Below are 21,063 nucleotides of genomic sequence, written 5' to 3'. Positions count from 1 at the left end.
GGCGGGAGGAAGGACCTGATCGGACACGCCTCCAATGTATCGAACAGATGTTCGAATATCGGAGGTCAAATTGTTGTCTGTGGATGAATCGGGCAACTGTGGATAGAGCCGGCCGTCGAGTGCTTCACCGGTTGTAATCCTGTCGGTACCGATGTTCGGCCGAGGCCGACGTGGACGGCATCGTAGCCGCCCTTCGCGCAGTGAAAAGTCGCGCCGTGCCGCACCCAGGAACTGTCAGCGGCGTTCGGTAGGGTCCGTCGGCGTGACCGCGAACGTGACCCTCAAACCGGTGAATGCCCGCCTTGCCGACGAACTGGAAGTAGCCGAACGGCAGGTCGCGGCGGCCGTCGCGCTACTCGACGAGGGGGCGACGGTGCCGTTCATCGCCCGCTACCGCAAAGAGGTCACCGGCAGCCTCAACGACGGGCAGCTGCGCACCCTGGAAGAGCGGCTGCGCTACCTGCGTGAGCTCGACGACCGTCGGGCCGCGGTGCTGTCCTCAATCGAGGAGCAGGGCAAGCTCACCGACGAGCTCAGGGCCGCGCTGTTGTCGGCCGACACCAAGGCCCGCGTGGAAGACATCTACCTGCCCTACAAGCCCAAGCGCCGCACCAAGGCGCAGATCGCGCGCGAGGCGGGCCTGGAGCCCTTGGCCGACCGGCTGCTCGCCGACCCCACCCTGGACCCCCAGCAGCTCGCTGCGGAGTACACCGGAGAGGCGGTCGCCGACACCGCGGCCGCACTGGAGGGTGCGCGCGCGATTCTGGTCGAACGTGCCGCCGAGGACGCCGAATTGGTGGGCGCGGTCCGGGAGAAGTTCTGGTCGGCAGGGTCACTGCGGACCATGCCGCGCTCCGAAGAGGCAGCGAAAAGTGCTGCGGCACAAAAATTCCGGGACTACTTCGAGTTCAGTGAAGCGTTGGAGACCATGCCGTCGCACCGGGTGCTGGCCGTGTTGCGCGGCGAGAAGGAAGACGCCCTGGCGCTGGCCTTCGACGGTGGCGACAACGAGCCCTACCAGGCGATGGTCGCCAAATCGCTGGGCGTGAACATGACCGCGCCCGGCCCGGCCACGCCCTGGCTGGCCGACACCGTGCGGTGGGCATGGGACACCCGACTGGCGTTCTCGGCGGCCGTCGAGGCCCGGATGCGGTTGCGCCAGCGTGCCGAGCAGGACGCGGTGGCGGTGTTCGCCAAGAACCTCAAAGACCTGTTGTTGGCGGCGCCGGCGGGCAACCGCACCACACTCGGTCTCGACCCGGGCTTTCGTACCGGGGTGAAGGTCGCCGTCGTCGACGGCACCGGCAAGGTCGTCGACACCTGCGCGATCTTCCCGCACCAACCGCAGAAGCAGTGGGATCAGGCCAAGGCGGCGCTGGCCGCACTGGTGGCCCGCCATGGTGTGGACCTGATCGCGGTCGGCAACGGCACCGCGTCGCGCGAGACCGACGCCTTGGCCGCCGAGTTGATCGCCGACCTCAAGGCGGCCGGCGCCCCGGCACCGGTCAAGGCGATGGTCAGTGAGGCCGGCGCGTCGGTGTACTCGGCGTCGGCCTATGCCGCCCATGAGCTTCCCGACCTGGACGTGACGCTGCGCGGGGCGGTGTCGATCGCGCGACGGTTGCAGGATCCGTTGGCCGAACTGGTCAAGATCGAACCGAAGTCGATCGGCGTCGGCCAGTACCAGCACGACGTGACACCGGGAACCCTGGCGCGCAGCCTCGATGCGGTGGTCGAGGACGCGGTGAACGCCGTGGGTGTGGACCTCAACACCGCCTCGGCCCCGCTGCTGGCCAAGGTGTCAGGGGTGTCGGAGTCGCTGGCCGAAGCGATCGTGGCGCACCGCGACCAGGCCGGGCCCTTCCGCAACCGGGCCGCCCTGCTCGACGTGCCACGGTTGGGCCCCAAGGCATTCGAGCAGTGCGCCGGGTTCCTGCGCATCCGCGACGGCGACGACCCGCTGGATTCCTCGGGGGTGCATCCCGAGGCCTACCCGGTGGTCCGGCGCATCCTGGACCGCGCGGGCGTCTCGCTGGCCGAGATCATCGGCGACGAACGAACGCTGCGATCGCTGCAACCCGGCGACTTCGCCGACGACCGGTTCGGGGTACCGACCGTCACCGACATCCTCGCTGAACTGGAGAAGCCCGGTCGGGACCCGCGGCCGGCGTTCTCCACCGCGACGTTCGCCGCGGGCGTGGAGAAGGTGGCCGACCTCAAGGTGGGCATGGTGCTGGAAGGGGTGGTCACCAACGTCGCTGCCTTCGGAGCTTTCGTCGATGTCGGGGTGCACCAGGACGGTCTGGTGCACGTCTCGGCCATGGCGGACCGCTTCGTCTCCGACCCGCACGAGGTGGTGCGCTCCGGTCAGGTGGTGAAGGTCAAAGTCGTCGATGTCGACGTCGACCGCCAGCGCATCGGGCTGACCCTGCGGCTGGGGGACAAGCCGGCGAACAAGCCCGCCGCATCCTCCCGGGGCCCGGGTGCCAAACCGGCTGCGCGCAGTGACAACGCCAAGCAGAATCGTGGGCGGCGTCCCGGCAACAGTGCCGGGCGTCGGGATGCGGCACCGGCAGGCGGGTCGATGGCTCAGGCGTTGCGTGACGCCGGATTTGGAAAGTAGGGACGGATGGCCACGGTAGACAGCTCATCCCTTGCGGCCGCGCGCAAGTTCGCCGACATCGTCGGGGCCGGCGCACTGCTGACCGGCGAGCAGATCGGCCCCGACTACGCCCACGACGAGGCGCTGGTCGGAGCACCGGTGACACCGAGCTACGTCGCCCGCCCGCAGACCGCCGAGCAGGTTGCGGCGTTGCTGGCCGCGGCAACCGAGGCGAAAGTTCCGGTGACCGCCCGCGGTTCGGGCACCGGCATGTCGGCCGGCGCGCGGCCGTGCCCCGACGGACTGCTGATCTCCTTCGAGCGGATGAACGCGATCCTGGAGATCGACACCGACAATCAGGTTGCGGTGGTGCAACCCGGCGTCACGTTGGCCGACCTCGACACCGCCACGGCCGAGGCGGGGCTGATGTACACCGTCTTCCCCGGGGAGCTGTCCGCCAGCGTTGGAGGCAACGTAGGTACCAACGCCGGCGGTATGCGCGCGGTCAAATACGGGGTGACGCGGCATAATGTGCTCGGCCTGCAGGCCGCGTTGCCGACCGGCGAGCTGATCCGCACCGGTGGGCGAATCACGAAGCTGTCCACCGGTTATGACCTGACTCAGCTGATCATCGGCTCGGAGGGCACCTGCGCGCTGGCTACCGAGGTCACCGTGCGGCTCTACCCTCGGCTCGGGCACTCCGCCACATTGTTGGCGCCGTTCCGCGATCTGCCCGCGGTGATGCGCGCCGTTCCCGCGGTGGTGCGCAGCGGAGTGGACCCGGTGATCCTCGAATACGTCGACAAGCTCACCCTGGCGGCGATCAGCTACTCGCAGAACCTGAACCTGGGGATCCCCGACGCGGTGCGTGAGAGCGCCGAGGCCTACCTGGTGGTGGGGGTGGAGAACCGAGACCGTGAGCGCCTCGAAGACGACGTGGCCATGCTGGGCGAACTGCTCGCCACGCTCGGCGCCGAGGATGTCTATGTGCTGGAGGGCAATTCAGCGCATGCCCTGATCGAGGCCCGCGAGAAGGCGTTCTGGACGGCCAAGGCCGCCGGTGCCCACGACGTCATCGACGTGGTGGTCCCGCGAGCCGAGATGCACCAGTTCCTCACCAAGGCACAGGGATTCGCCCAGGCGGCCGGGGCCGGTGTGGTCGGCTGCGGGCATGCCGGTGACGGCAACGTCCACCTGGCGGTGTTCTGCGCAGACGACGAGGTCCGCCACCGGCTGCTGCACGACATCTTCGCGGCCGCGATGGACCTCGGCGGTGCCATCTCCGGTGAGCACGGTCTGGGACGCGTCAAGACGCAGCATTTCCTGGAGCTGGAGGACCCGACAAAGATTGCGCTGATGCGCCGGATCAAGGAGGCCTTCGACCCCGCCGGGATCCTCAATCCGGGCGTGCTTCTATAGGCGGAAGATCGCGCCCATCCCGCGTACTTCGGTGCCCATGAAGAAAGGCAACCACATGACTAACGGAGCACAGGCCCTGATCGCCACCCTGGTCGACAGCGGAGTGCAGGTCTGCTTCGCCAACCCCGGTACCTCGGAGATGCATTTCGTGGCCGCCCTGGACTCGGTGCCGCAGATGCGCGGGGTGCTGTGCCTGTTCGAAGGTGTGGTGACCGGAGCCGCTGACGGGTACGCCCGGGTGGCCGCAAAGCCGGCCGCCACCCTGCTGCACCTGGGGCCCGGCCTGGGTAATGGCCTGGCCAACCTGCACAACGCCCGCCGCGCGCACGTGCCGGTGGTCAACGTCATCGGGGACCACGCCACCTACCACAAGAAGTACGACGCACCGCTGGAATCCGACATCGAGCCCCTGACCGACTGGACTCACGGCTGGGTGCGCCGCACCAACTCCGGTGACGACCTCGGGCGCGATGCCGCCGAAGCGGTCGCAGAGTCGATGGCCAGCCCGGCGAAGGTGGCCAACCTGATTCTGCCCGCCGACATCTCCTGGGAAGACGGGGCGCAGGCGGCCGGACCGGTCGAACCGGTTCCCGCGGCCGCCCCCGACGCACAGGCCGTCTCCGACGTCGCCGCGGTGCTGGGCAGCGGCGAGCCGGTGGCGATCCTGATCGGCGGGCCCGCTGTCGCCGATGTGCGCGCATTGGAGGCCACCGATCGGATCGTCGCCGCAACCGGGGCGCGTGCTCTGGTCGAGACCTTCCCGGCCCGGCTCGTCCGCGGGGCAGGGGTCCCGGCGATCGACCGGCTTGGTTACCTGGCCGAGCAGGCCGCGTTCCAACTCGACGGCATCAAGCACCTGGTGGTGGCCGGCACCCGGGCTCCGGTGTCGTTCTTCGCCTATCCCGGCAAGGCCAGCGACCTGGTTCCCGAGGGCTGCGTCGTGCACAACCTGGCCGGCCTCGAGACCGACGTGGTGGCCGCGCTGGAACAGTTGGCCGAAGCGGTGGCTGCCGGGGTGCAGCCGCGGCCCGCGCCCGCGGCCGTCCCCGACCTGCCGAGCGGTCAGCTGACCCCGCAGAACTGGGTGCAGGTGATCGGCGCGCTGCTGCCCGACAACGCGATCATCTCCGACGAGTCCAACACCTCGGGCCTGATGCTGCCCGCGGCCACCGCCGGGTCACCACGCCACGACGTGCTCACGCTCACCGGCGGGGCGATCGGGCAGGGGCTGCCGGTCGCGCTGGGTGCGGCCGTGGCCGCACCGGACCGGCCGGTGATCGCGCTGCAGGCCGACGGCAGTGCGGCCTACACCATCTCCGCGCTGTGGACGATGGCCCGCGAGAACCTGAACGTCACCACGGTGCTGATCAACAACAGCTCGTATGCGATCCTGCGCCTGGAGCTGGCCCGGGTGGGCGCTGAGGGAGGCGGCCCGAAAGCTAACGATCTGCTCGACCTGTCGCGGCCGAACATGGACTTCGCGAAGATCGCCGAGGGCTTCGGGGTGCCGGCCACGGTGGCCACCACCTGCGAGGAACTCGCCGAACAGTTCCGCCGCGCCGTCGCAGAACCGGGGCCGCATCTGATCGATGCGCGCATCCCGACCCTGTTCTGACCGAACGACGCCGCCTTGAACCCGTGCCGGCCGGTGCCGGTCCGGCCGAGCGGTTCTAGTTGACGCTCTGGCTGGCCGTGAGCCGGCTCGCCACGAATGTCGCGGCCTCCACGGTCTTGCCATCCTGCACGTACATCAGGTGCGGGACGACGCTGCCGCTGTCTTCGCAGTAGATGTCGCCGGTCAGGCAGAAGTCGATGGTTTTCGGGCGGTAGGACGAGGCGAGGACCGGCAGGGGACCGCCCCACAACGAGGTGGAGTACGGGCTCGACGGCGGGCCGAACAGGGCCACCGCGACCACGTGGTTGGCGACCGGCGCCGGCAGGGCATTACTGGACATTGCGATGACGCTGGCGCCCTGGGAGTATCCGCCGAGCACGAGCTTGGTCTTGGGGCAGTTGGCGACCGTCGCCTGAATGTGGGCGGTGGCGTCACTCTCGCCGAGCACCGCGCTGTTGCGGTAGTCGGTGCTCGCCGGGTACTCGACCGGGTAGACGTTGAGGTTGACGCCCGCCAGCTGCTCCTGCAACGAGCCGACGAAAGCGTCACCGACGTCACCGAGCCCGACGGGCTGACCGGAGCCGCGGGCGAACACCACTTCGGCGTCCGGGCAAGGCTCTGCGGTTGCGAGGGGAAGGCCGGCCGGCGCGGCCACCAAGGCTCCGGTGAGCGTCACCGCGGCAGCGAAGGTGCGAACAGTGTTACGCAAAGTCATCCTCAAATGCTGACATGTCTCGCTGGTGCCACTGGCCTGCGGGTCACCGATCAGCAAACCGCAAAGTCGGCCGCGTGGAGCGAAAACGGAGGTTAAAGCCGGTTTGCCGCGTACGCCGCGCCCTCGTCCGCGATGCCATCGTAGGCGCCGGGAGCGTGCGCTGAGAAGTTCAGTCCCTCGGAGCAGACCGGGTCCTCGGGCGCACACAGCTGGATGGTCTTGGCGGTGTATGCCGGGCCGATGACCAGGGGCGGTTGGCCGAGGAAATTCATCGCCCGCTCGTTCGGCGTGCCGAAGAGCACCACAGCGGCGACGTGGTCAGCCACTTCCGGGGGCATCGGCCGTGGTATGTCGACCCCTTCCACCCCGTCCGGGATGACGCTAGCGGTCGAGAAACCCATCACTGCGGCGCCCTGCGAGAAGCCGCCGAGCACCATCTTGGTCTTGGGGCAATTCGCCGCGGTGGCCTCGATGTGCGCGGTGGTGTCACGGATGCCCTGAATGCCGGTCGGCCAGTCGTTGGTGGCCGGGTAGTCGATGGCGTAGACGTCGACGGGCCGCTCGGGCAGCCGGTTCCGTAGTGAGTTGACAAATGCTTGCCCGGTCTCACCGAGGCCGACTTCCTCGCCAGTGCCTCTAGCAAACAAAACTTGGACATCGGGACAGGGATCCGCGAAGGCGGGGGGAGGGGTGGCGACGGTGCTGTGCAGCAGCCAAGTCAGGGCCAGAACAACACCGAGGGAGCGAAGGATCCGTCGTGGGTTCACCGGTACATGGTGGCATACGAAGCGCCCCGTGTGCAGCAGACACCCCAGGCAGTGAACATATTCGGTGGTAGCTGACCGAACCTCGTGGACCATGCTGAGTAGCTCATATCCAGGATCTGAGTCGCAACTGAGATAGGTTCAGAAGCGGCTTCCGGTTACCGGCTTGTGACCGTCGGGTGTCAGCGAGATGACCGCCGGCAATGCCTCCCGAGCAAACTTTGAAGCCAGGCTCGACAGGGAGTGCGTGCAGTGAATCCCCAGCATCGACGCGATCAGCGCGCCGACTGACACGTCGCAGAGCCAACCCGTGAGCAGTCCGGCGGCCCGGCCCGGCGCCGAACGCTCGGTAGGGGCTGCCCACCGCGGCACCCCCCGGCAACGCCCCGGCCACGCTCGCGGAAGCGCCGGCGTCGCGGCACCGGGCAACGCCAAGGGGCGGTGGCCCAGCGCTCGCATACGACCAGATGCCGAATGTCGGCCGCAGCGCTCGGCGCGACTTCTCCGGCGCACCAACAGCGCTGCAATACCGGATATATCGAACATTCATCGATAAAATTGCGCGGACCGGTGCGCTCTGACCGCCGGATGACACCGTGGATGGGACAGCATGGCGCAAGAGACAGGCCCCGCGTTGGGGATGTCCGTCGGGGCGACCACATTAGCGGCGGTTACCGCCGATCGCGCGATCACCCGTCGGCCCGTGCTGACGCTGTTCCGGGATCGGCCCTCCCAGATCGGCATGCCGTCGGAGAACTCCGCAGTGAGTTCCGAACTGCACGACCGTGGACTCGTAGTGACCGATTTCGTGGATCGCGTCGGCGGCGGCGGGCCCGTGGTGGCGAGCGACGGATCGACCCACCGTGCCGAGCAACTGCTCGCAGATGGATTGCACGCCTTGGCGTATGCGGTGACCGAGGGACGTCCCATCCCGCCCGCGGTAGCGGTCACCTACCCCGCGCATTGGTCACGCGACGCCGTCGGGGCGCTGCGCACCGCGCTGGCACGGGTTTCGGAATGGGCGCAGCATCCGGTGTCGCTGGTCTCCGACGCGACGGCTGCTTTGACTGCGCTGCAAGCGAATCCGGGCCTGCCCGAGCACGGGATCATCGCGGTGTGCGACTTCGGGGGGAGCGGAACCAACGTCACCCTCGTCGACGCGGAGCGCGGTTTCGAACCGATCAGTGCCACCCGGCGCAGCACCGTCTTCTCCGGCGACGTGATCGACCAGGCGTTGCTGGATCACGTGGTGGCCGATCTGGGTGGCAACGGCGACGGGCCTCCGACGGTGGGGTCGCTGACCCGGCTGCGCAGCCAGTGCCGTGACGCCAAGGAGCAACTGTCATCTGAGACGGTGGCCGAACTCGCGGGGTTCCACGGCGGCGTATGGCTGACCCGTGTCGAACTCGACGAGGCGCTGCGCCAGCCGCTCGAGGGCTTTTTCACCGTCCTGCAGAACACCTTGGCCGACAACGAAATCGGTCCCGATGCGCTGTCGGCGATCGTCTCCGTCGGCGGCGGAGCGAACATGCCGTCGGTCACGACCGGTCTGTCGCAACGCTTCGGGGTCGCCGTAATCAGCTCGCCGCGACCACAGTTGACGGCGGCGATCGGGGCCGCGCTGAGCGTTGCCGGCAATGTGGTGGCCGTTCCGAAGAAGGCGCCGCCGCCCGTGGCGCCGCCGCCGTTCCCGGAGTCGGTGCCGCCACCGGAGCATGCTCCACCACCGGTGCCCGACAGCGTCCCCGAGGCGGGGTTGCAACCGTTGGTGACTCCGCCGCCGCCGGCGAGCCCGGCACCCGCCGCGCCGCCGCAGCTCGCCGCGCCGGAACCCGAAGTGATCGGTGGCGGGCGTGGCGTGGAGTGGTATCGAAGGCCGGTCCCGGTGGTGCTCTTGGCTGCGCTGGTCGCGATGTTGCTGGGTACGGTTGCCGTTTTGGTGCTGCGGCGTGCCGCCGACACCGGACCGGGCACCAGCGAGCTGACGACGGTCTCGTCGTCGACGACGACCACCTCACCGCCAGCGACCTTCGAGCCGCCCCCGGCGTTCGCTCCCAGCCCCGAACCGATTCCGCCGACCGTGCCCGAGATTCCCGAGAGCTCGCCGTCGGAAACCGCCGAGATCCCCGTCAGCCCTTAGCGCTGCCTGGCAAGAACGATCAATGCCAGCGGGATCTGCACCTGCTCGGGGTGGCTCGCGAGCCGGGCGGCGACGCCGGCTTCCAAGTGACGCACGAAGTCGGCTGCGCGCGGATCGTCGGGGCCGCCGGCCAAGGCAGAGGCCAGCGTGGGGAAGACGGCGGCGCTGACGAAGGCGGCCCAGTGGGTGCCGAGCGCAGCCGCGTCGCCATCCAGCAGGTATCGGTCCCAGAACCGGTCCTCGGCGTCGAACACCTCCAGCCGCTCGATCGTCAGCGACTCGAACCGCCCGGCAGGGGCGAACGGCGCACGAAGTTCCTTCTCAGTGCGGCCGAGCACCGGAATCGACATGCGGGCCACTTCATCCCGCGTCAGTGTGCCGTCGTGCACCTGCTCGTCCAGGACCGCGACGATCGCATCGAGCAGCGGCTGGTAGCCCGATCGGCCGGCAGCGTCCACTGCGGCGGTCAACACCAGCAGCTTGCCGCCCGGACTCAACTCCCGGCCGCGGAACGCCACGAAGTCATGCCAATCCTGCGCGGCCTGGCGGGCGTAGGCGCGCCGCGCGTCGTCGTCGTCAGTGTGCGCGACATGGACGTGATCGGAGAACTCGGGCAGCTCCGCGGCGGTCCGGCGCAGCCACATGGTCGACCAGGACGTCCAGCCCAGATTGACGCTCTGCGAGGGCAGAATCTGGCTGTAGAACGAGCGTCCTACCGCCGAGGGGAAGCTGGCGGTGTCCCTGCGGACATAGCTGTCGGGATCGTCAGCCAGCGTCGTGAACAGCGCCGTGAAGTCGTTGTCCGGCAGGTCGGTATGGACCACCAACACGGCATGGTCGGTCCGGGTTCGCCGTCGGAACGCGGCGATGGCGGCCCCGATCGGAAGCAGTGAGTTGTAACCGGTGGCGGCCCCGTAGTCGGCGACGACGATCGGCCGCGGGGCGGCGGGCAGCGGAACCGTCGCCGCGAGCTGTGCGAAAACACCGGTCGCATGGGCCAGCCCGGCCGCCTGCAAGCGACTCGAGGGAGCGCCGCCGGGCTCGGGGCGGACGACGATACTCGACTCTGGCATGGCCACCTCCGACCCCGGCGAAACCGTCATCGATATCCACCACTGACCGTAGCGGCATCGGCAATCCGTGGCACACTTCCGTAAGTGGGCGCACAACGGGCGATCGGGCGCATTCCGCTCGTGGTGACAGCCGGCCTGATGACCATTGGGGTGATCGGCTTCGTGGTCGCGCTGATTCTCAACGTCTTTGTGCTGGACCGCTACGACGCTTATGGCGAAGTGCCGATCCCGGGCTCGGGCAGAGTGCATCTGCCGGCGGGTGAGGTGACGGTCAATCTTCACACCCGGGTCATCTCAAGTCCCACTGGCGGCGGACTGCCGGTCCCACCGATCAGCGTGACGGTGACACCACCGGATGGGGTGCCCGATCCGGAGTTCGAGGAAAGCATCGGGATGACCACCACGGTCAACAACGACAGCCGGCGCCGGTTGTGGCGGATAAACGTGGCCGAGGCCGGTGACTACCAGATCGTCACCGATGGGCAGGTCGGCGCCTACATCGCTCCGCGGCTGGCCTTCGGAAAACCTGCCGGCCACTCGGCGCTGCTGTGGGTGTTTCCGGTGATCTTCGTCCTGGGGCTGGTGAATCTGATCGCACGCCGGCTGTGGGCGGCGCCCCGTCGAAGCCCGTCGGTGGAGACGACCGACACGGGAGCAGACGTCAGCCACGGTCGGTTCGTTCCGGAGGGCGAGGGGATCCGGATCGCGCAGCTCAAAACGATAACGGCGCTGCGTGATTCGGGAGCGCTGACCGAGCAGGAGTTCGCCGAAGAGAAGCGGCGAATCCTGCGCGGGCACTGAGCTCGGTGGCGCTTAGTGGCCGCGCGCCACCCACTCGTCGTAATGGACCAGTTCGTCACCGATACGCGTGCTGTCGCCGTGCCCGGTGTAGACCACCGTGTCGGCCGGCAGTGCGCCGAGCCGCTCGGAGATCGACGCCAAGATCGTCGGGAAGTCCGAGAACGATCGGCCGGTCGCCCCCGGGCCGCCGCAGAACAAGGTGTCACCGCTGAACACCGCGCCCAGGTCCGGTACATGCCAGCACACCGAGCCCGGTGAGTGGCCGGGGGTGTGCAGCGCCCGCAATTCCAAGCCCCCGACAGTGAGCGTGTCGCCGTCGGCAACCGCCCGAAAGTCACTGTCCGGGTGCGTCATCTGCCACAGCATGTCGTCGCCGGGGTGTAGCAGCACCGGCGCGTCGAGCGCTCGACCCAGCTCCGGTGCCACCGTGATGTGGTCGTTGTGGCCGTGCGTGCACACCACCGCCACCACGTTGCGCCCGCCGACGGCTTCGACGATCGGGGCGGCGTCGTGAGCTGCGTCGAAGACCACCACATCGGAATCGTCACCGACGATCCAGATGTTGTTGTCGACTTCCCAACTGCCGCCGTCGAGTTCGAATGTGCCGTGGGTGATGACCCGCTGAATCGGACTGGCTGCGGTCATAGCACCACGACCGACCGCAGCACCTCGCCGCCGTGCATCCGCCCGAACGCCTTCTCCACATCGTTCAGCCCGATGCGTTCGGAGACGAACTTGTCCAGCGGAAGCCGGCCCTGCAGGTAGAGGCTGATCAGGGTGGGGAAGTCGCGCTCGGGCAGGCAGTCGCCGTACCAGGAGGACTTCAGCGAACCGCCGCGAGAGAAGAAGTCGATCAGCGGCATCTCCAGCTGCATCTCCGGGGTCGGAACGCCGACCAGCACTACGGTTCCGGCCAAGTCGCGCGCGTAGAACGCCTGCTTCCAGGTCTCCGGGCGCCCGACGGCGTCGATCACCACATCGGCGCCGAAGCCGTCGGTGAGATCCTGGATGGTCTCCACCGGGTCGAGCTCGCGGGCATTGATGGTGTGGGTGGCGCCGAAGTCACGCGCCCAGTTCAGCTTGGTGTTGTCGGTGTCGACCGCGATGATGCGCCGGGCCCCCACCAGGGCTGCCCCGGCGATCGCGGCGTCGCCGACACCGCCGCACCCGATCACCGCGACGGTGTCATCGCGGGTGACGCCACCAGTGTTGATCGCCGCACCCAGACCGGCCATCACGCCGCAGCCCAGCAGTCCGGCCACCGCGGGGTCAGCGCTGGGATCGACCTTGGTGCACTGACCTTCGTGCACCAGGGTCTTGTCGGCGAACGCCCCGATGCCCAGCGCCGGGGTGAGCTCGGTGCCGTCGGTCAGCGTCATGGGAACCGAGGCGTTGAAGGTGTCGAAGCATAGGTGCGGGCGACCGCGCTTGCAGGCGCGGCACTGTCCGCACACCGCGCGCCAGTTCAGGATCACGAAATCACCGGGCGCCACCGCGGTGACCGCCGAGCCCACCGACTCGACCGTGCCGGAGGCCTCGTGGCCCAGCAGGAACGGGTAGCTGTCGTTGATACCGCCGTCGCGGTAGGTCAGGTCGGTGTGGCACACCCCGCAGGCGGTGATGGCGACGACGACGTCGTTGGCACCGGGGTCGGGGATGACGATGTCGGTCACCTCGACCGGCTTGCCCTTTTCGCGGGAGATCACACCGCGCACTGTCTGACTCATGGGGCCACCCTATGTTGCCGGTGTGGCGTCCGGTGCGCTGGCTTGCGCGGCCGGCACGCCCGCGGCCGGGGTGCGGGTGTCGGCCCGCAGAAAGCTTCCGGTGCGTTGCGTGCCGAGCACGCTGGTGGGCTGACCGTCGAGGACCACTGCCCGGCCGGAGATGAACACGGCGCTGACGGCTTTGTCGTTGCGATTGACCATCCGGGACATCCCGCCGTAGGGCTCGAAGGATTCCTCGGCGTAGGCGTCCAGGGTGTCGTCGAGGTGCGCGGGGTCGATGACCACCACGTCGGCGCGGTCACCGACGCGCAGGTGACCGGCGTCGACCCGGTACCAGTCGGCGAGTTCACCGGTCAGCCGGTGCACCGCCTGCTCGACGGACAAGAACGACTGACCGGCCTGCTGGGCGTCGAGGACGTGGCGCAGCAACCGCAGGCCCATGTTGTAGAACGCCATATTGCGCAGGTGCGCGCCCGCGTCCGAGAAACCCATCTGGATGCCGGGTTCGGCGGCGAGTGTTTTGAGCACCTCGGGTCGGTCGTTGGAGATCGTGGTGTGCCAGCGCAGGGCGGTGCCGTGTTCGAGGACGAGGTCGAGGAAGGCATCGACGGGGTGCACTCCGCCGCGCTCAATTCCGACCTGCCCGAAGGACTTTCCGATCACCGAGGCGTCCGGGCAGGCGACGATCTCGGCATCGAAGAAGTCGCGGTGCCACACCCGCGGTCCATACTTGTTCTCGTAGTCCTTGCGGAAGCGTCGCCGGTAAGCCTCGTCCCGCATCAACTTGTCCCGCTCGAGTGACTCGCGCAGATGCAGTGCCTCGGCGCCCGAGCCGAACTCTTCGAAGATCACCAGATCGATGCCGTCGGCGTACACCTCGAACGGCACCGGCAGATGCTGCCAGCGGAAATTGGCGCCCAACTTATTGAGCAGGCGTGATGTTTTGATGATGGTCGGGATCGCCAGGCGGTTGCTCTTGACGTCGGCGGCGGCCAGCAGAGTGGTTTTGAGCGGCCGCCGGAATATTCCCAGGGCCTGGGCCAGCTGTGACACCACATCGAACGGGTTCTTGACGTCCGGACCCGCCTGCAGGATTCGTCCGCTGCGGCGCAGCTTGGACTTGAGCCGGCGCAACTCCTTGGGCTTGGCGTACGTCGACGGCAACGTCCGCGAGCGGCAGACCTCGCCGTCCATCTTGTCGAAAAGCAGCTGTTGGGAGGACATTCCGACGAATCCTGCCTGCAGTGCCTCGTCCAACATCTGTTCCATGCGGGCCTGCTCGGCCGCGGTGGGCCGCTCATCGGAGCGGGTGGCGCGGTCCAATCCCATGGTCGCGGCGCGCATGTCGGAATGTCCGATAAGCGCCGTCACATTGGGGCCGAGCGGCAGCTTCTCCAGGCTGGCGATGTAGTCCGCACAACTCGACCAGGTCTTGTGCGCATCGATGGTGTCGACCACGTACTGGCGCGGGATGGCCTCGACCCGGCCGAACAGGTCGCCGGCGTCCTGGCCGTCGACGTGGATGGTGGACAGCGAGCACGAGCCCACCAGCACCGTGGTCACGCCGTGTCGCACCGACTCCGACAGCGCGGGGGCAAGCAGTATCTCGACGTCGTAGTGCGTGTGGATGTCGAGCAGTCCGGGCGTCACCCATTTGCCGGCCGCGTCGATCACCTGGTCGCAGCCCGACTCGTCGAGTGGTTCGGCCGAGATGGCGGCGACGTGTCCGTCGCGGATGCCGATATTGCGGATCGCCGACGGCGCCCCGGTGCCGTCGAACCACCGACCGCCACGGATCACGGTGTCAAAGCTCACGGGTATTCCTTTCCGCCGAATGCCGTTCCAGCATGTCTCGCAGGGCGGGCGAAGTCTTGACATCTGCGGACATTTCTTTGATATTTGCGGACATGTCGGTGGTGCGCGGCACCGCACTGTCCGGATACCCGGAGCTGGTCACCGAGCTCGGCGGTGATCCCGTGGCACTGCTGCGAGCAGCCGGGATACCGGACGGCTCGGTCGGAGCCCACGACGTATTCGTGCCGTACCGCGCGTTGATCCTGGCCATCGAGGGCGCAGCGAACGCGACCGTCTGCCCGGATTTCGGGCGCCGGCTGGCCCTCCGTCAAGACATCGGCATCTTCGGGCCGCTGGGTGTGGCCGCACGCACCGCGGCCACCGTCGGCGGCGGCTTCTCGATCGTGGAGCGGTTCTTGTCCGCCTACAGCCCGGCGATCGCGGCGCGCATCATGCCGGGCGCCCGGGCCGGCGGTTCAGCGAGGCTCGACGTAGGGGAGGGGAAGCCGGGACCGCCGCAGGCACCAGGCGAATCGTTCTATGCGTTCGAGGTCCTCATCGAGCGCTCCCCGCCGCATCCGCAGACCACCGAGCTGTCGCTGGGAGTGTCGCTGGGGATCATGCGGATGATGTTCGACGCTCCGTATGCGCCGCTGTCCGTGCACCTACCGCACGAAGCGCTCACCCCGGTACGCGACTATGTGGCCTACTTCGGCTGCCGCCCCTATTTCGCGCAGCCGGTCGCCGGTTTCACCATCCGTACCGTCGATCTGGACCGCCCCCTGCACCGGGACGACCAAGCGCATGAGGCGATGGTGCGCTATCTCAGCGGCATCACCGCAGAGTCGCCGGGCATCGCGGGCTCGGTCCGCGCGATGGCGCTGCAGCTGTTGCCCACCGGCGCCGTGAGCCTGGAGCTGATCGCCGGCCAGCTGGGCCTGCACCCCAAGACGCTGCATCGGCGGCTGGCCGCCGAGGAGACTACGTTTGCGGCACTGGTCGACGGCGTCCGCCGCGATGCCGCCCATCGCTATCTGCACGACACCGACATCAGCCTGGCGCACCTGACCCGCGAACTCGGCTACGCCGAGCAGAGCGTGCTCAGCCGGTCCTGCCGGCGTTGGTTCGGGTGCAGCGCGACCACCCACCGCAAGGCGGTCCGTGCGGCGACCGGGTTCGACGGCCCCGGTGGCTGATGGCGGTGACCTGACCCCTGGGAGCGGGAGGTGCCCCCCTCGCCCGGCTTCGCCGCGCTCGCAGTCCCCGCTTAGGCTGACCAGCGATGTCCGCCGCAGACGCTCTCGCCGCCCTCGACGACTGGCCGGTCGGTCACGCGGCCGCCGCCGTGATCGGCCCGAACGGGGTGTTGGCCACCCACGGCGATACCGCGCGGCCGTTCTACCTCGCGTCGGTGACCAAACCCCTGGTGGCGCGGGCGGTGCAGGTCGCGGTGGAGGAGGGGGCCGTCGAACTCGACACCCCGGCCGGGCCGCCGGGCGCCACGGTGCGGCATCTGCTGGCGCACGCTTCCGGGCTCTCGGCGGACTCTGATCGGGTGCTGGCCAAACCCGGCACGCGGCGGGTGTACTCCAACCACGGCTTCGCGGTGCTGGCCGAAGCCGTGCAGCAGGCGTCCGGGATCGAATTCGGCCGCTACCTGGCCGAGGCGGTGTTCGAGCCACTGGGCATGACGGCCAGCCGGCTGACGGGGGGAGCGCCGGCGGCTGGATTCGGCGGTACCTCCACCGTCGCGGACCTGGCCGCCTTCGCCGGCGACCTGCTGACGCCGGTCACGGTGTCGCCGCAGCTCCACGCCGAGGCCACCCGCGTGCAGTTTCCCGGCCTGGACGGGGTGTTGCCGGGCTATGGGCCGCAGCGACCGAACGACTGGGGGCTGGGCTTTGAGATCCGGGACGGCAAAACACCGCACTGGACCGGGGCCGGCAACTCGGCGCGGACCTTCGGCCACTTCGGCCAGTCAGGCACGCTGATCTGGGCTGATCCGGCCATCAAGCGGGCGCTGGTGGTGCTCACCGACCGCGACTTCGGGGACTGGGTCACCGGCCGATGGCCGGCGCTGTCCGACGCCGTGGTAGCCGCGGCCAGCCGGGACTAGCCAACAGGCGTCACACAAGGCACAATAGACACATACAACACTGAATACACTCCCGTTTCTGCAGCAACATTGCTCAAGCTCGGTCCCACCAGGTCGTTGGGGAAGACGTCCCTCGTGGATCCGAAGGAGCAACTGATGCGCGCGACGAATCAATTCGCCGACGTGACCAGCGGCGTGGTGTACATCCATGCCTCGCCCGCGGCGGTGTGCCCGCATGTCGAGTGGGCACTGACCTCGGCTTTGGGTGCCCGCAACGGCCAGGCCAAGCTCAACTGGACGCCGCAACCGGCCATGCCAGGACAGCTGCGAGCCGTGGTCAACTGGGTCGGTCCGGTGGGGACCGGCGCCCAACTGGCCAGCGCGCTACGCTCCTGGTCGGTGTTGCGCTTTGAGGTCACCGAGGACCCCAGCGCCGGAGTCGACGGCCAGCGGTTCAGCCACACGCCGCAGCTCGGCCTGTGGAGCGGGACGATGAGTGCCAACGGTGACGTGATGGTCGGGGAGAACCGCCTGCGCACGCTGATGGCCGCCGGGGCGGACGCGCTGGCCGCGGAGCTCGAGACGGTGCTGGGCACCGCTTGGGATGAGGCCCTGGAGGCCTACCGTGACGGTGGCGACGGCGCAGAGGTGTCTTGGCTCAGCCGTGGTGTGGGGTAGCTCACAGGATTCGCTCAACTCGCCGATAGTTTTTTCTTAGGGTAGACTCGCTCGCGCGTTGCTCCTGTAGGCGCGCGTTGTTCCTGTTGTCTCCCGTTGTTCCTGTTGTCTCGGCCTGTGCTCAGCGCCTGCGCTGTTCCATCGAGGCGTATTCGGTGCGCGCTGTTTCTCGGTGTCAAGGAGAGATCATGTCGGCCCTGACGCGCTCGGTCGCGATCGCCAATGTGCCGTTGGTGGCCGCCGGGTTGATCACCGCCAGCTCGGCCGCACCCGAGATCATCACCACGCCAGGTGTTGCCACGTCAGGTGTCGCCGTGCAGTTGACCGCTGACGGAGACCTGGCCAACGTGCCGCTGAACCTGCTCTACGCCATCATCAACATCCCGGCCAACGCCCTGAAGGCCATCGACGCATTCGCCTACGCGCAGTTCTTCAGCGGCCCGTGGTTCGTCCCGAGCGCGACGAACATCTGGGGCATCGACCTCGGCGACCCGCAGCGAATCCAGGCAGTGGTCGACATGCTGATCCCGATTCCGGCGTTCTCGAAGCCGTTGGGTGAGCAGTTGATCGGCTTTCTGCAGGCCCAAATACCGAGCCACACTGCGTGCGACACCATGTTCTGCAGCCTCGAAGGTTGGCTGGCGCTGTTGCAGGGCTACGGGCGGGTGCCGATCTCGGAACTCCTGAACGGCTACACCTTCCCGACAGAGGGCCCGACCATCACCGACCCGCACGGTGCGGTCGAGGGTGCGTTGGGTTTCCCCGGTACGACTATCGGTTCGGACGGCTCGGACGTCTACCCGTGGGCCGGCACGACGTTCACCTTGGATCTCGGCAAACCGTGGGCGGATCTCTGGGCCAGTTTGACTGCCGACCCATCGGAGCACCCGCTGGTGCCGATGCCGAACATCTTCCAGGTGCTGATCGACTTCGCGACGTCGTGGTCGGTGATGCTGAATCCGTTCCTGCCCGGCGGCACCTACATCCCGGCTTTCCCATGGCTGGACACGGCCGCCCCGGCGGCTGCCGACTTCACCACCTGGGTTGACGAGGTGGTCGGTCAGCTCGGCGACCTGTGGAGTTCGCTGATCTCGTGAGAGCGATCAGGGCGCACGCAGTATCTGCAGTGCACCGGGCACCGCCGACACCGTCACCGGCAGCGGGGCCACGTAGTCGCCATCGGCGTAGGCGTTGATCCCCGGGCACTCCACCCGGATCGACTTCGCCCGCCGCGTGCTCACCTCGTCGAGCAGCACATGGGTGCCTTTGAACACGGTGGGGAACAGGCGAATCAGCTTGGTCCGCGACCCCGAGTGCACCATGGTGACGTCTAGCAAGCCGTCGCCATGATCGGCGCCCGGACAGATCAACATGCCGCCGCCGTAGCTGCGGGTGTTGCCGAACGCCGCCAGCGTCAGCTCGATGTCCAGCGGCGCACCGTCATCGAAGGTCAGCCGGAACGGCAGCAGTCGCAGCTTGGACATCTCCGCGACCATGGCGAGGTTGTAGCGCATCCGGCCGTGCGGCCAGCGCATCCGGTTGACGCGGTCGCTCACCAGCGAATCGAATCCGGCGGCCATCACGGTGCCGAACCAGCACACCGCGCCGCCGTCTTCGACGATGCGTCCCAGATCGATCGTCTCGGTCTGTCCTTCGGCGACGACGTCGGCGGCCGCCTCGGGATCGCCGGTGGGCAAACCGTATTCGCGGGCGTGGTCGTTGCCGGTGCCGGCCGGAATGATCCCCAGCGGCACCTCACCGAGCGCCAATGACTGCAATGCCAGCGAGATGACGCCGTCGCCGCCGGCCACCACCACGGCGTCCGTTCCGGCGGCCAGGGCCTCATCAAGGAGCTGCCGTGCGTGGTGAGCATCTGAGCCGACGATGTGGTTGACGTTGACGCCGAGCTGCTGGAACCGCGCCAGCGCCCGCTCGGCGGCATGCCGGGCGTTGCCGTGCCCGGCCGCCGGGTTGGTCAGCAGCGTGATCCGGCTGATCTGGCGCGACGTCATGGAATCAGTTTGCCGGGGTTGAGGATTCCGGCCGGGTCCAGCGTGGCTTTGACCGCTCGCAGCACCTGCACGCCCAGTTCTCCCACCTCTTCGCCCATCCACGGCCGATGATCGGCGCCGACGGCGTGGTGGTGGGTGATGGTTCCGCCTGCCCGCATGATCGCGTCGCCCGCAGCGACTTTCGCCGCCTGCCACTGTTCGATGGGATTGCCGCGCTGACCCGCCACCACGGTGAAGTACAGCGATGCGCCGGTCGGGTAGACGTGCGAGATGTGGCACAACACCAGGGCGGGTGTCCCGCTGTCGCCCAGTGAGGTGGTCAGTGCTTCGGTGACCGCTGTCTTGAGGGTGGGCACGCGCGCCCAGTCGGTGGCGGTCTCCAGCGTTTCGCACAGCGCGCCGGCGGCCAGCAGCGAATCTCGCAGGTAGGGCGCGGAGAATCGGCCGTGTTCCCAAGCCCGCGCCGGCTCTTCGCCCAGTGACGTGCCGCCGTGCGCGGCCAGTACCGCCCGGGTCTCGGCATGCCGGCTCTCGGTGTGCTCGGCCGTCCCTTCGAACAGGGTGATCGCCAGGCAGCCACCGGTGATCTGTTGCTCGCCGATCTGCTCGGTGGTGGCCAGGTTCACGCCCGTCTCGGCTTCGTCGGACAGCCGGATCACGGTCGGTCCGGTGCCGGTCTGGGTGACCGCGCGCAGTGCCGCTGCGCCGGTGGCGAAGTCGGGGAACGACCACGCCTCATAGCGGGTGGTTGCCGGCGCCGGATGCACCCGCACCCGCACCCGGGTGATGACACCGAACACGCCCTCCGACCCCAGCAGGAGCTGGCGCAGGTCCGGCCCGGCGGCCGAGGCGGGGGCGCGGCCCAGGTCCAGCACGCCGGCCGGGGTGATCATCCGCAGGCCACGCACCATGTCGTCGAATCGGCCGTAGCCGGCCGAGTCCTGACCCGATGAGCGGGTGGCGGCGTAGCCGCCCAGGGTGGCGAACTGAAAGCTCTGCGGAAAATGGCCCAACGAGAAGCCGCGCTCGCCGAGCAACCGCTCGGCGTCGGGCCCGGTCACTCCGGCGCCGAATTCCGCTTCCCCGGAGACCTCGTCGAGGTTGAGTAGGTGATCGAACCGGCGCAGATCCAGGCACAGCACGGCGGAGAAGTCGCCGCGGATCGGGTCGAGCCCGCCGACGACACTGGTGCCGCCGCCGAACGGAACCACCGCGATGGCGTGCTGGCTGCAGTAGCTCAACACCGCCGCGACTTCGTCGTCGCTGCCGGGCAACAGCACCGCGTCGGGCGCATCCTGGGTGGCGGAACTATTGCGCCGCAGCAGATCCAGGGTGGACTTGCCTCCGGCGTGCAGTAGTCGTGCGGTGTGATCGGTGCGGCAGAAGCCAGCGCCGACGATCGCCGCCAACGCGGCGTGGTCAGCTTCGGTCAATGCCGACGGCGTGAGCGACACCTGGTTCGGATCGCGCTCCGGGGAGCTCGTGCCGTCCACCCCCAGGGCGGCCTTGAGCAGTTGACGGATGCCGTCGCTCAAAGGCTTGGCCGCTGCCGGATCCCCCCAGGCGTTCCACTTCATCGGCGGGGTCAGGGCATCCTGGGTATCGGCCTGCGTCATGCGTTACAGTAT

Annotated in this window: 17 protein-coding genes; 9 read left to right on the top strand and 8 right to left on the bottom strand. The window is 68.4% G+C overall.

Translation table 11 applies throughout. The features are described 5' to 3' along the window. The first annotated feature begins 262 nt into the window (after window positions 1-262). Genes LI94_RS00355 through LI94_RS00345 form a run of 3 tightly spaced genes read left to right on the top strand, consistent with a single transcriptional unit; the run spans window position 263 to window position 5,636 of the window. Window positions 263-2,623 (top strand): Tex family protein, encoded by a 2,361-nt coding sequence (locus LI94_RS00355; RefSeq protein WP_046299929.1) that lies wholly within the window; start codon window positions 263-265, stop codon window positions 2,621-2,623. Between the two features lie 6 nt (window positions 2,624-2,629). Continuing rightward, window positions 2,630-4,021 (top strand): FAD-linked oxidase C-terminal domain-containing protein, encoded by a 1,392-nt coding sequence (locus tag LI94_RS00350; protein WP_046299928.1) that lies wholly within the window; start codon window positions 2,630-2,632, stop codon window positions 4,019-4,021. 55 nt (window positions 4,022-4,076) lie between these two features. After that, complete coding sequence (locus LI94_RS00345) at window positions 4,077-5,636, top strand: acetolactate synthase large subunit (RefSeq protein ID WP_046299941.1); 1,560 nt, start codon at window positions 4,077-4,079, stop codon at window positions 5,634-5,636. 55 nt (window positions 5,637-5,691) lie between these two features. Here the strand turns inward: LI94_RS00345 and LI94_RS00340 are convergent, their stop codons facing one another. After that, window positions 5,692-6,351, bottom strand: a complete 660-nt coding sequence (locus LI94_RS00340) for a cutinase family protein (protein WP_046299940.1) — start codon at window positions 6,349-6,351, stop codon at window positions 5,692-5,694. Between the two features lie 92 nt (window positions 6,352-6,443). Further along, on the bottom strand, window positions 6,444-7,073 hold the full coding sequence (locus LI94_RS00335; RefSeq protein WP_239651115.1) for a cutinase family protein: 630 nt from the start codon (window positions 7,071-7,073) through the stop codon (window positions 6,444-6,446). 652 nt (window positions 7,074-7,725) lie between these two features. On the opposite strand from LI94_RS00335, the gene LI94_RS25015 reads away from it, so the two are divergent. Next, window positions 7,726-9,255, top strand: coding sequence for an Hsp70 family protein (locus LI94_RS25015; protein WP_046299926.1), 1,530 nt, complete (start codon window positions 7,726-7,728; stop codon window positions 9,253-9,255). On the opposite strand, the gene LI94_RS00325 is transcribed toward LI94_RS25015, so the two are convergent. Next, window positions 9,252-10,328 carry an SAM-dependent methyltransferase gene (locus LI94_RS00325; RefSeq protein ID WP_046299939.1) on the bottom strand — a complete coding sequence of 359 codons (1,077 nt, stop codon included), beginning with the start codon at window positions 10,326-10,328 and terminating at the stop codon, window positions 9,252-9,254. The two genes, LI94_RS25015 and LI94_RS00325, sit on opposite strands and share 4 nt — an antisense overlap. A gap of 84 nt (window positions 10,329-10,412) precedes the next feature. Between LI94_RS00325 and LI94_RS00320 the strand changes: the two genes are divergently transcribed. Then, window positions 10,413-11,129 (top strand): SHOCT domain-containing protein, encoded by a 717-nt coding sequence (locus LI94_RS00320; protein ID WP_239651113.1) that lies wholly within the window; start codon window positions 10,413-10,415, stop codon window positions 11,127-11,129. A gap of 12 nt (window positions 11,130-11,141) precedes the next feature. Here the strand turns inward: LI94_RS00320 and LI94_RS00315 are convergent, their stop codons facing one another. Genes LI94_RS00315 through LI94_RS00305 form a run of 3 tightly spaced genes read right to left on the bottom strand, consistent with a single transcriptional unit; the run spans window position 11,142 to window position 14,671 of the window. Next, on the bottom strand, window positions 11,142-11,774 hold the full coding sequence (locus tag LI94_RS00315; protein WP_024440598.1) for an MBL fold metallo-hydrolase: 633 nt from the start codon (window positions 11,772-11,774) through the stop codon (window positions 11,142-11,144). Next, entirely contained in the window at window positions 11,771-12,856 is a 1,086-nt protein-coding gene (locus LI94_RS00310; protein WP_046299925.1) for an S-(hydroxymethyl)mycothiol dehydrogenase, read from the bottom strand. The genes LI94_RS00315 and LI94_RS00310 overlap by 4 nt, the downstream gene beginning before the upstream one ends. A 9-nt stretch (window positions 12,857-12,865) precedes the next feature. Further along, window positions 12,866-14,671: an amidohydrolase family protein gene (locus LI94_RS00305; protein ID WP_024440596.1), complete on the bottom strand. Its 1,806-nt coding sequence runs from the start codon at window positions 14,669-14,671 to the stop codon at window positions 12,866-12,868. 92 nt (window positions 14,672-14,763) lie between these two features. Here LI94_RS00305 and LI94_RS00300 point away from each other — a divergent pair, with 92 nt between their 5' ends. The 4 genes from LI94_RS00300 (at window position 14,764) to LI94_RS00285 (ending at window position 18,520) form a co-directional block, all read left to right on the top strand. Next, window positions 14,764-15,846 (top strand): AraC family transcriptional regulator, encoded by a 1,083-nt coding sequence (locus tag LI94_RS00300; protein ID WP_046299924.1) that lies wholly within the window; start codon window positions 14,764-14,766, stop codon window positions 15,844-15,846. An 86-nt stretch (window positions 15,847-15,932) separates the two neighbouring features. After that, window positions 15,933-16,766 (top strand): serine hydrolase domain-containing protein, encoded by an 834-nt coding sequence (locus tag LI94_RS00295; protein ID WP_046299923.1) that lies wholly within the window; start codon window positions 15,933-15,935, stop codon window positions 16,764-16,766. A 135-nt stretch (window positions 16,767-16,901) separates the two neighbouring features. After that, on the top strand, window positions 16,902-17,423 hold the full coding sequence (locus tag LI94_RS00290; RefSeq protein WP_036457126.1) for a DUF3145 domain-containing protein: 522 nt from the start codon (window positions 16,902-16,904) through the stop codon (window positions 17,421-17,423). A gap of 188 nt (window positions 17,424-17,611) precedes the next feature. Further along, complete coding sequence (locus LI94_RS00285; RefSeq protein ID WP_024440592.1) at window positions 17,612-18,520, top strand: hypothetical protein; 909 nt, start codon at window positions 17,612-17,614, stop codon at window positions 18,518-18,520. A 6-nt stretch (window positions 18,521-18,526) separates the two neighbouring features. Here the strand turns inward: LI94_RS00285 and LI94_RS00280 are convergent, their stop codons facing one another. Together LI94_RS00280 and LI94_RS00275 are read right to left on the bottom strand one after the other, a co-directional pair. Further along, on the bottom strand, window positions 18,527-19,435 hold the full coding sequence (locus LI94_RS00280) for a diacylglycerol kinase (RefSeq protein ID WP_046299922.1): 909 nt from the start codon (window positions 19,433-19,435) through the stop codon (window positions 18,527-18,529). Continuing rightward, window positions 19,432-21,012, bottom strand: a complete 1,581-nt coding sequence (locus LI94_RS00275; RefSeq protein WP_192830876.1) for an FAD-binding oxidoreductase — start codon at window positions 21,010-21,012, stop codon at window positions 19,432-19,434. Before LI94_RS00275 ends, LI94_RS00280 begins: the two co-directional genes overlap by 4 nt. Between the last annotated feature and the right edge of the window lie 51 nt (window positions 21,013-21,063).

The organism is Mycobacterium sp. UM_Kg27, from assembly GCF_000972905.1.
GTDB lineage: Bacteria > Actinomycetota > Actinomycetes > Mycobacteriales > Mycobacteriaceae > Mycobacterium.
Note: the sequence above shows the minus strand (reverse complement) of the source record. Positions and strands in the feature narration are given on the sequence as shown.

Coding starts and splice junctions, on each gene's coding strand:
- LI94_RS00350 (WP_046299928.1), top strand. CDS start 2,630: ATGGCCACGGTAGACAGCTCATCCCTTGCGGCCGCGCGCAAGTTCGCC.
- LI94_RS00345 (WP_046299941.1), top strand. CDS start 4,077: ATGACTAACGGAGCACAGGCCCTGATCGCCACCCTGGTCGACAGCGGA.
- LI94_RS00340 (WP_046299940.1), bottom strand. CDS start 6,351: ATGACTTTGCGTAACACTGTTCGCACCTTCGCTGCCGCGGTGACGCTC.
- LI94_RS25015 (WP_046299926.1), top strand. CDS start 7,726: ATGGCGCAAGAGACAGGCCCCGCGTTGGGGATGTCCGTCGGGGCGACC.
- LI94_RS00325 (WP_046299939.1), bottom strand. CDS start 10,328: ATGCCAGAGTCGAGTATCGTCGTCCGCCCCGAGCCCGGCGGCGCTCCC.
- LI94_RS00315 (WP_024440598.1), bottom strand. CDS start 11,774: ATGACCGCAGCCAGTCCGATTCAGCGGGTCATCACCCACGGCACATTC.
- LI94_RS00310 (WP_046299925.1), bottom strand. CDS start 12,856: ATGAGTCAGACAGTGCGCGGTGTGATCTCCCGCGAAAAGGGCAAGCCG.
- LI94_RS00300 (WP_046299924.1), top strand. CDS start 14,764: ATGTCGGTGGTGCGCGGCACCGCACTGTCCGGATACCCGGAGCTGGTC.
- LI94_RS00295 (WP_046299923.1), top strand. CDS start 15,933: ATGTCCGCCGCAGACGCTCTCGCCGCCCTCGACGACTGGCCGGTCGGT.
- LI94_RS00290 (WP_036457126.1), top strand. CDS start 16,902: ATGCGCGCGACGAATCAATTCGCCGACGTGACCAGCGGCGTGGTGTAC.
- LI94_RS00285 (WP_024440592.1), top strand. CDS start 17,612: ATGTCGGCCCTGACGCGCTCGGTCGCGATCGCCAATGTGCCGTTGGTG.
- LI94_RS00280 (WP_046299922.1), bottom strand. CDS start 19,435: ATGACGTCGCGCCAGATCAGCCGGATCACGCTGCTGACCAACCCGGCG.
- LI94_RS00275 (WP_192830876.1), bottom strand. CDS start 21,012: ATGAAGTGGAACGCCTGGGGGGATCCGGCAGCGGCCAAGCCTTTGAGC.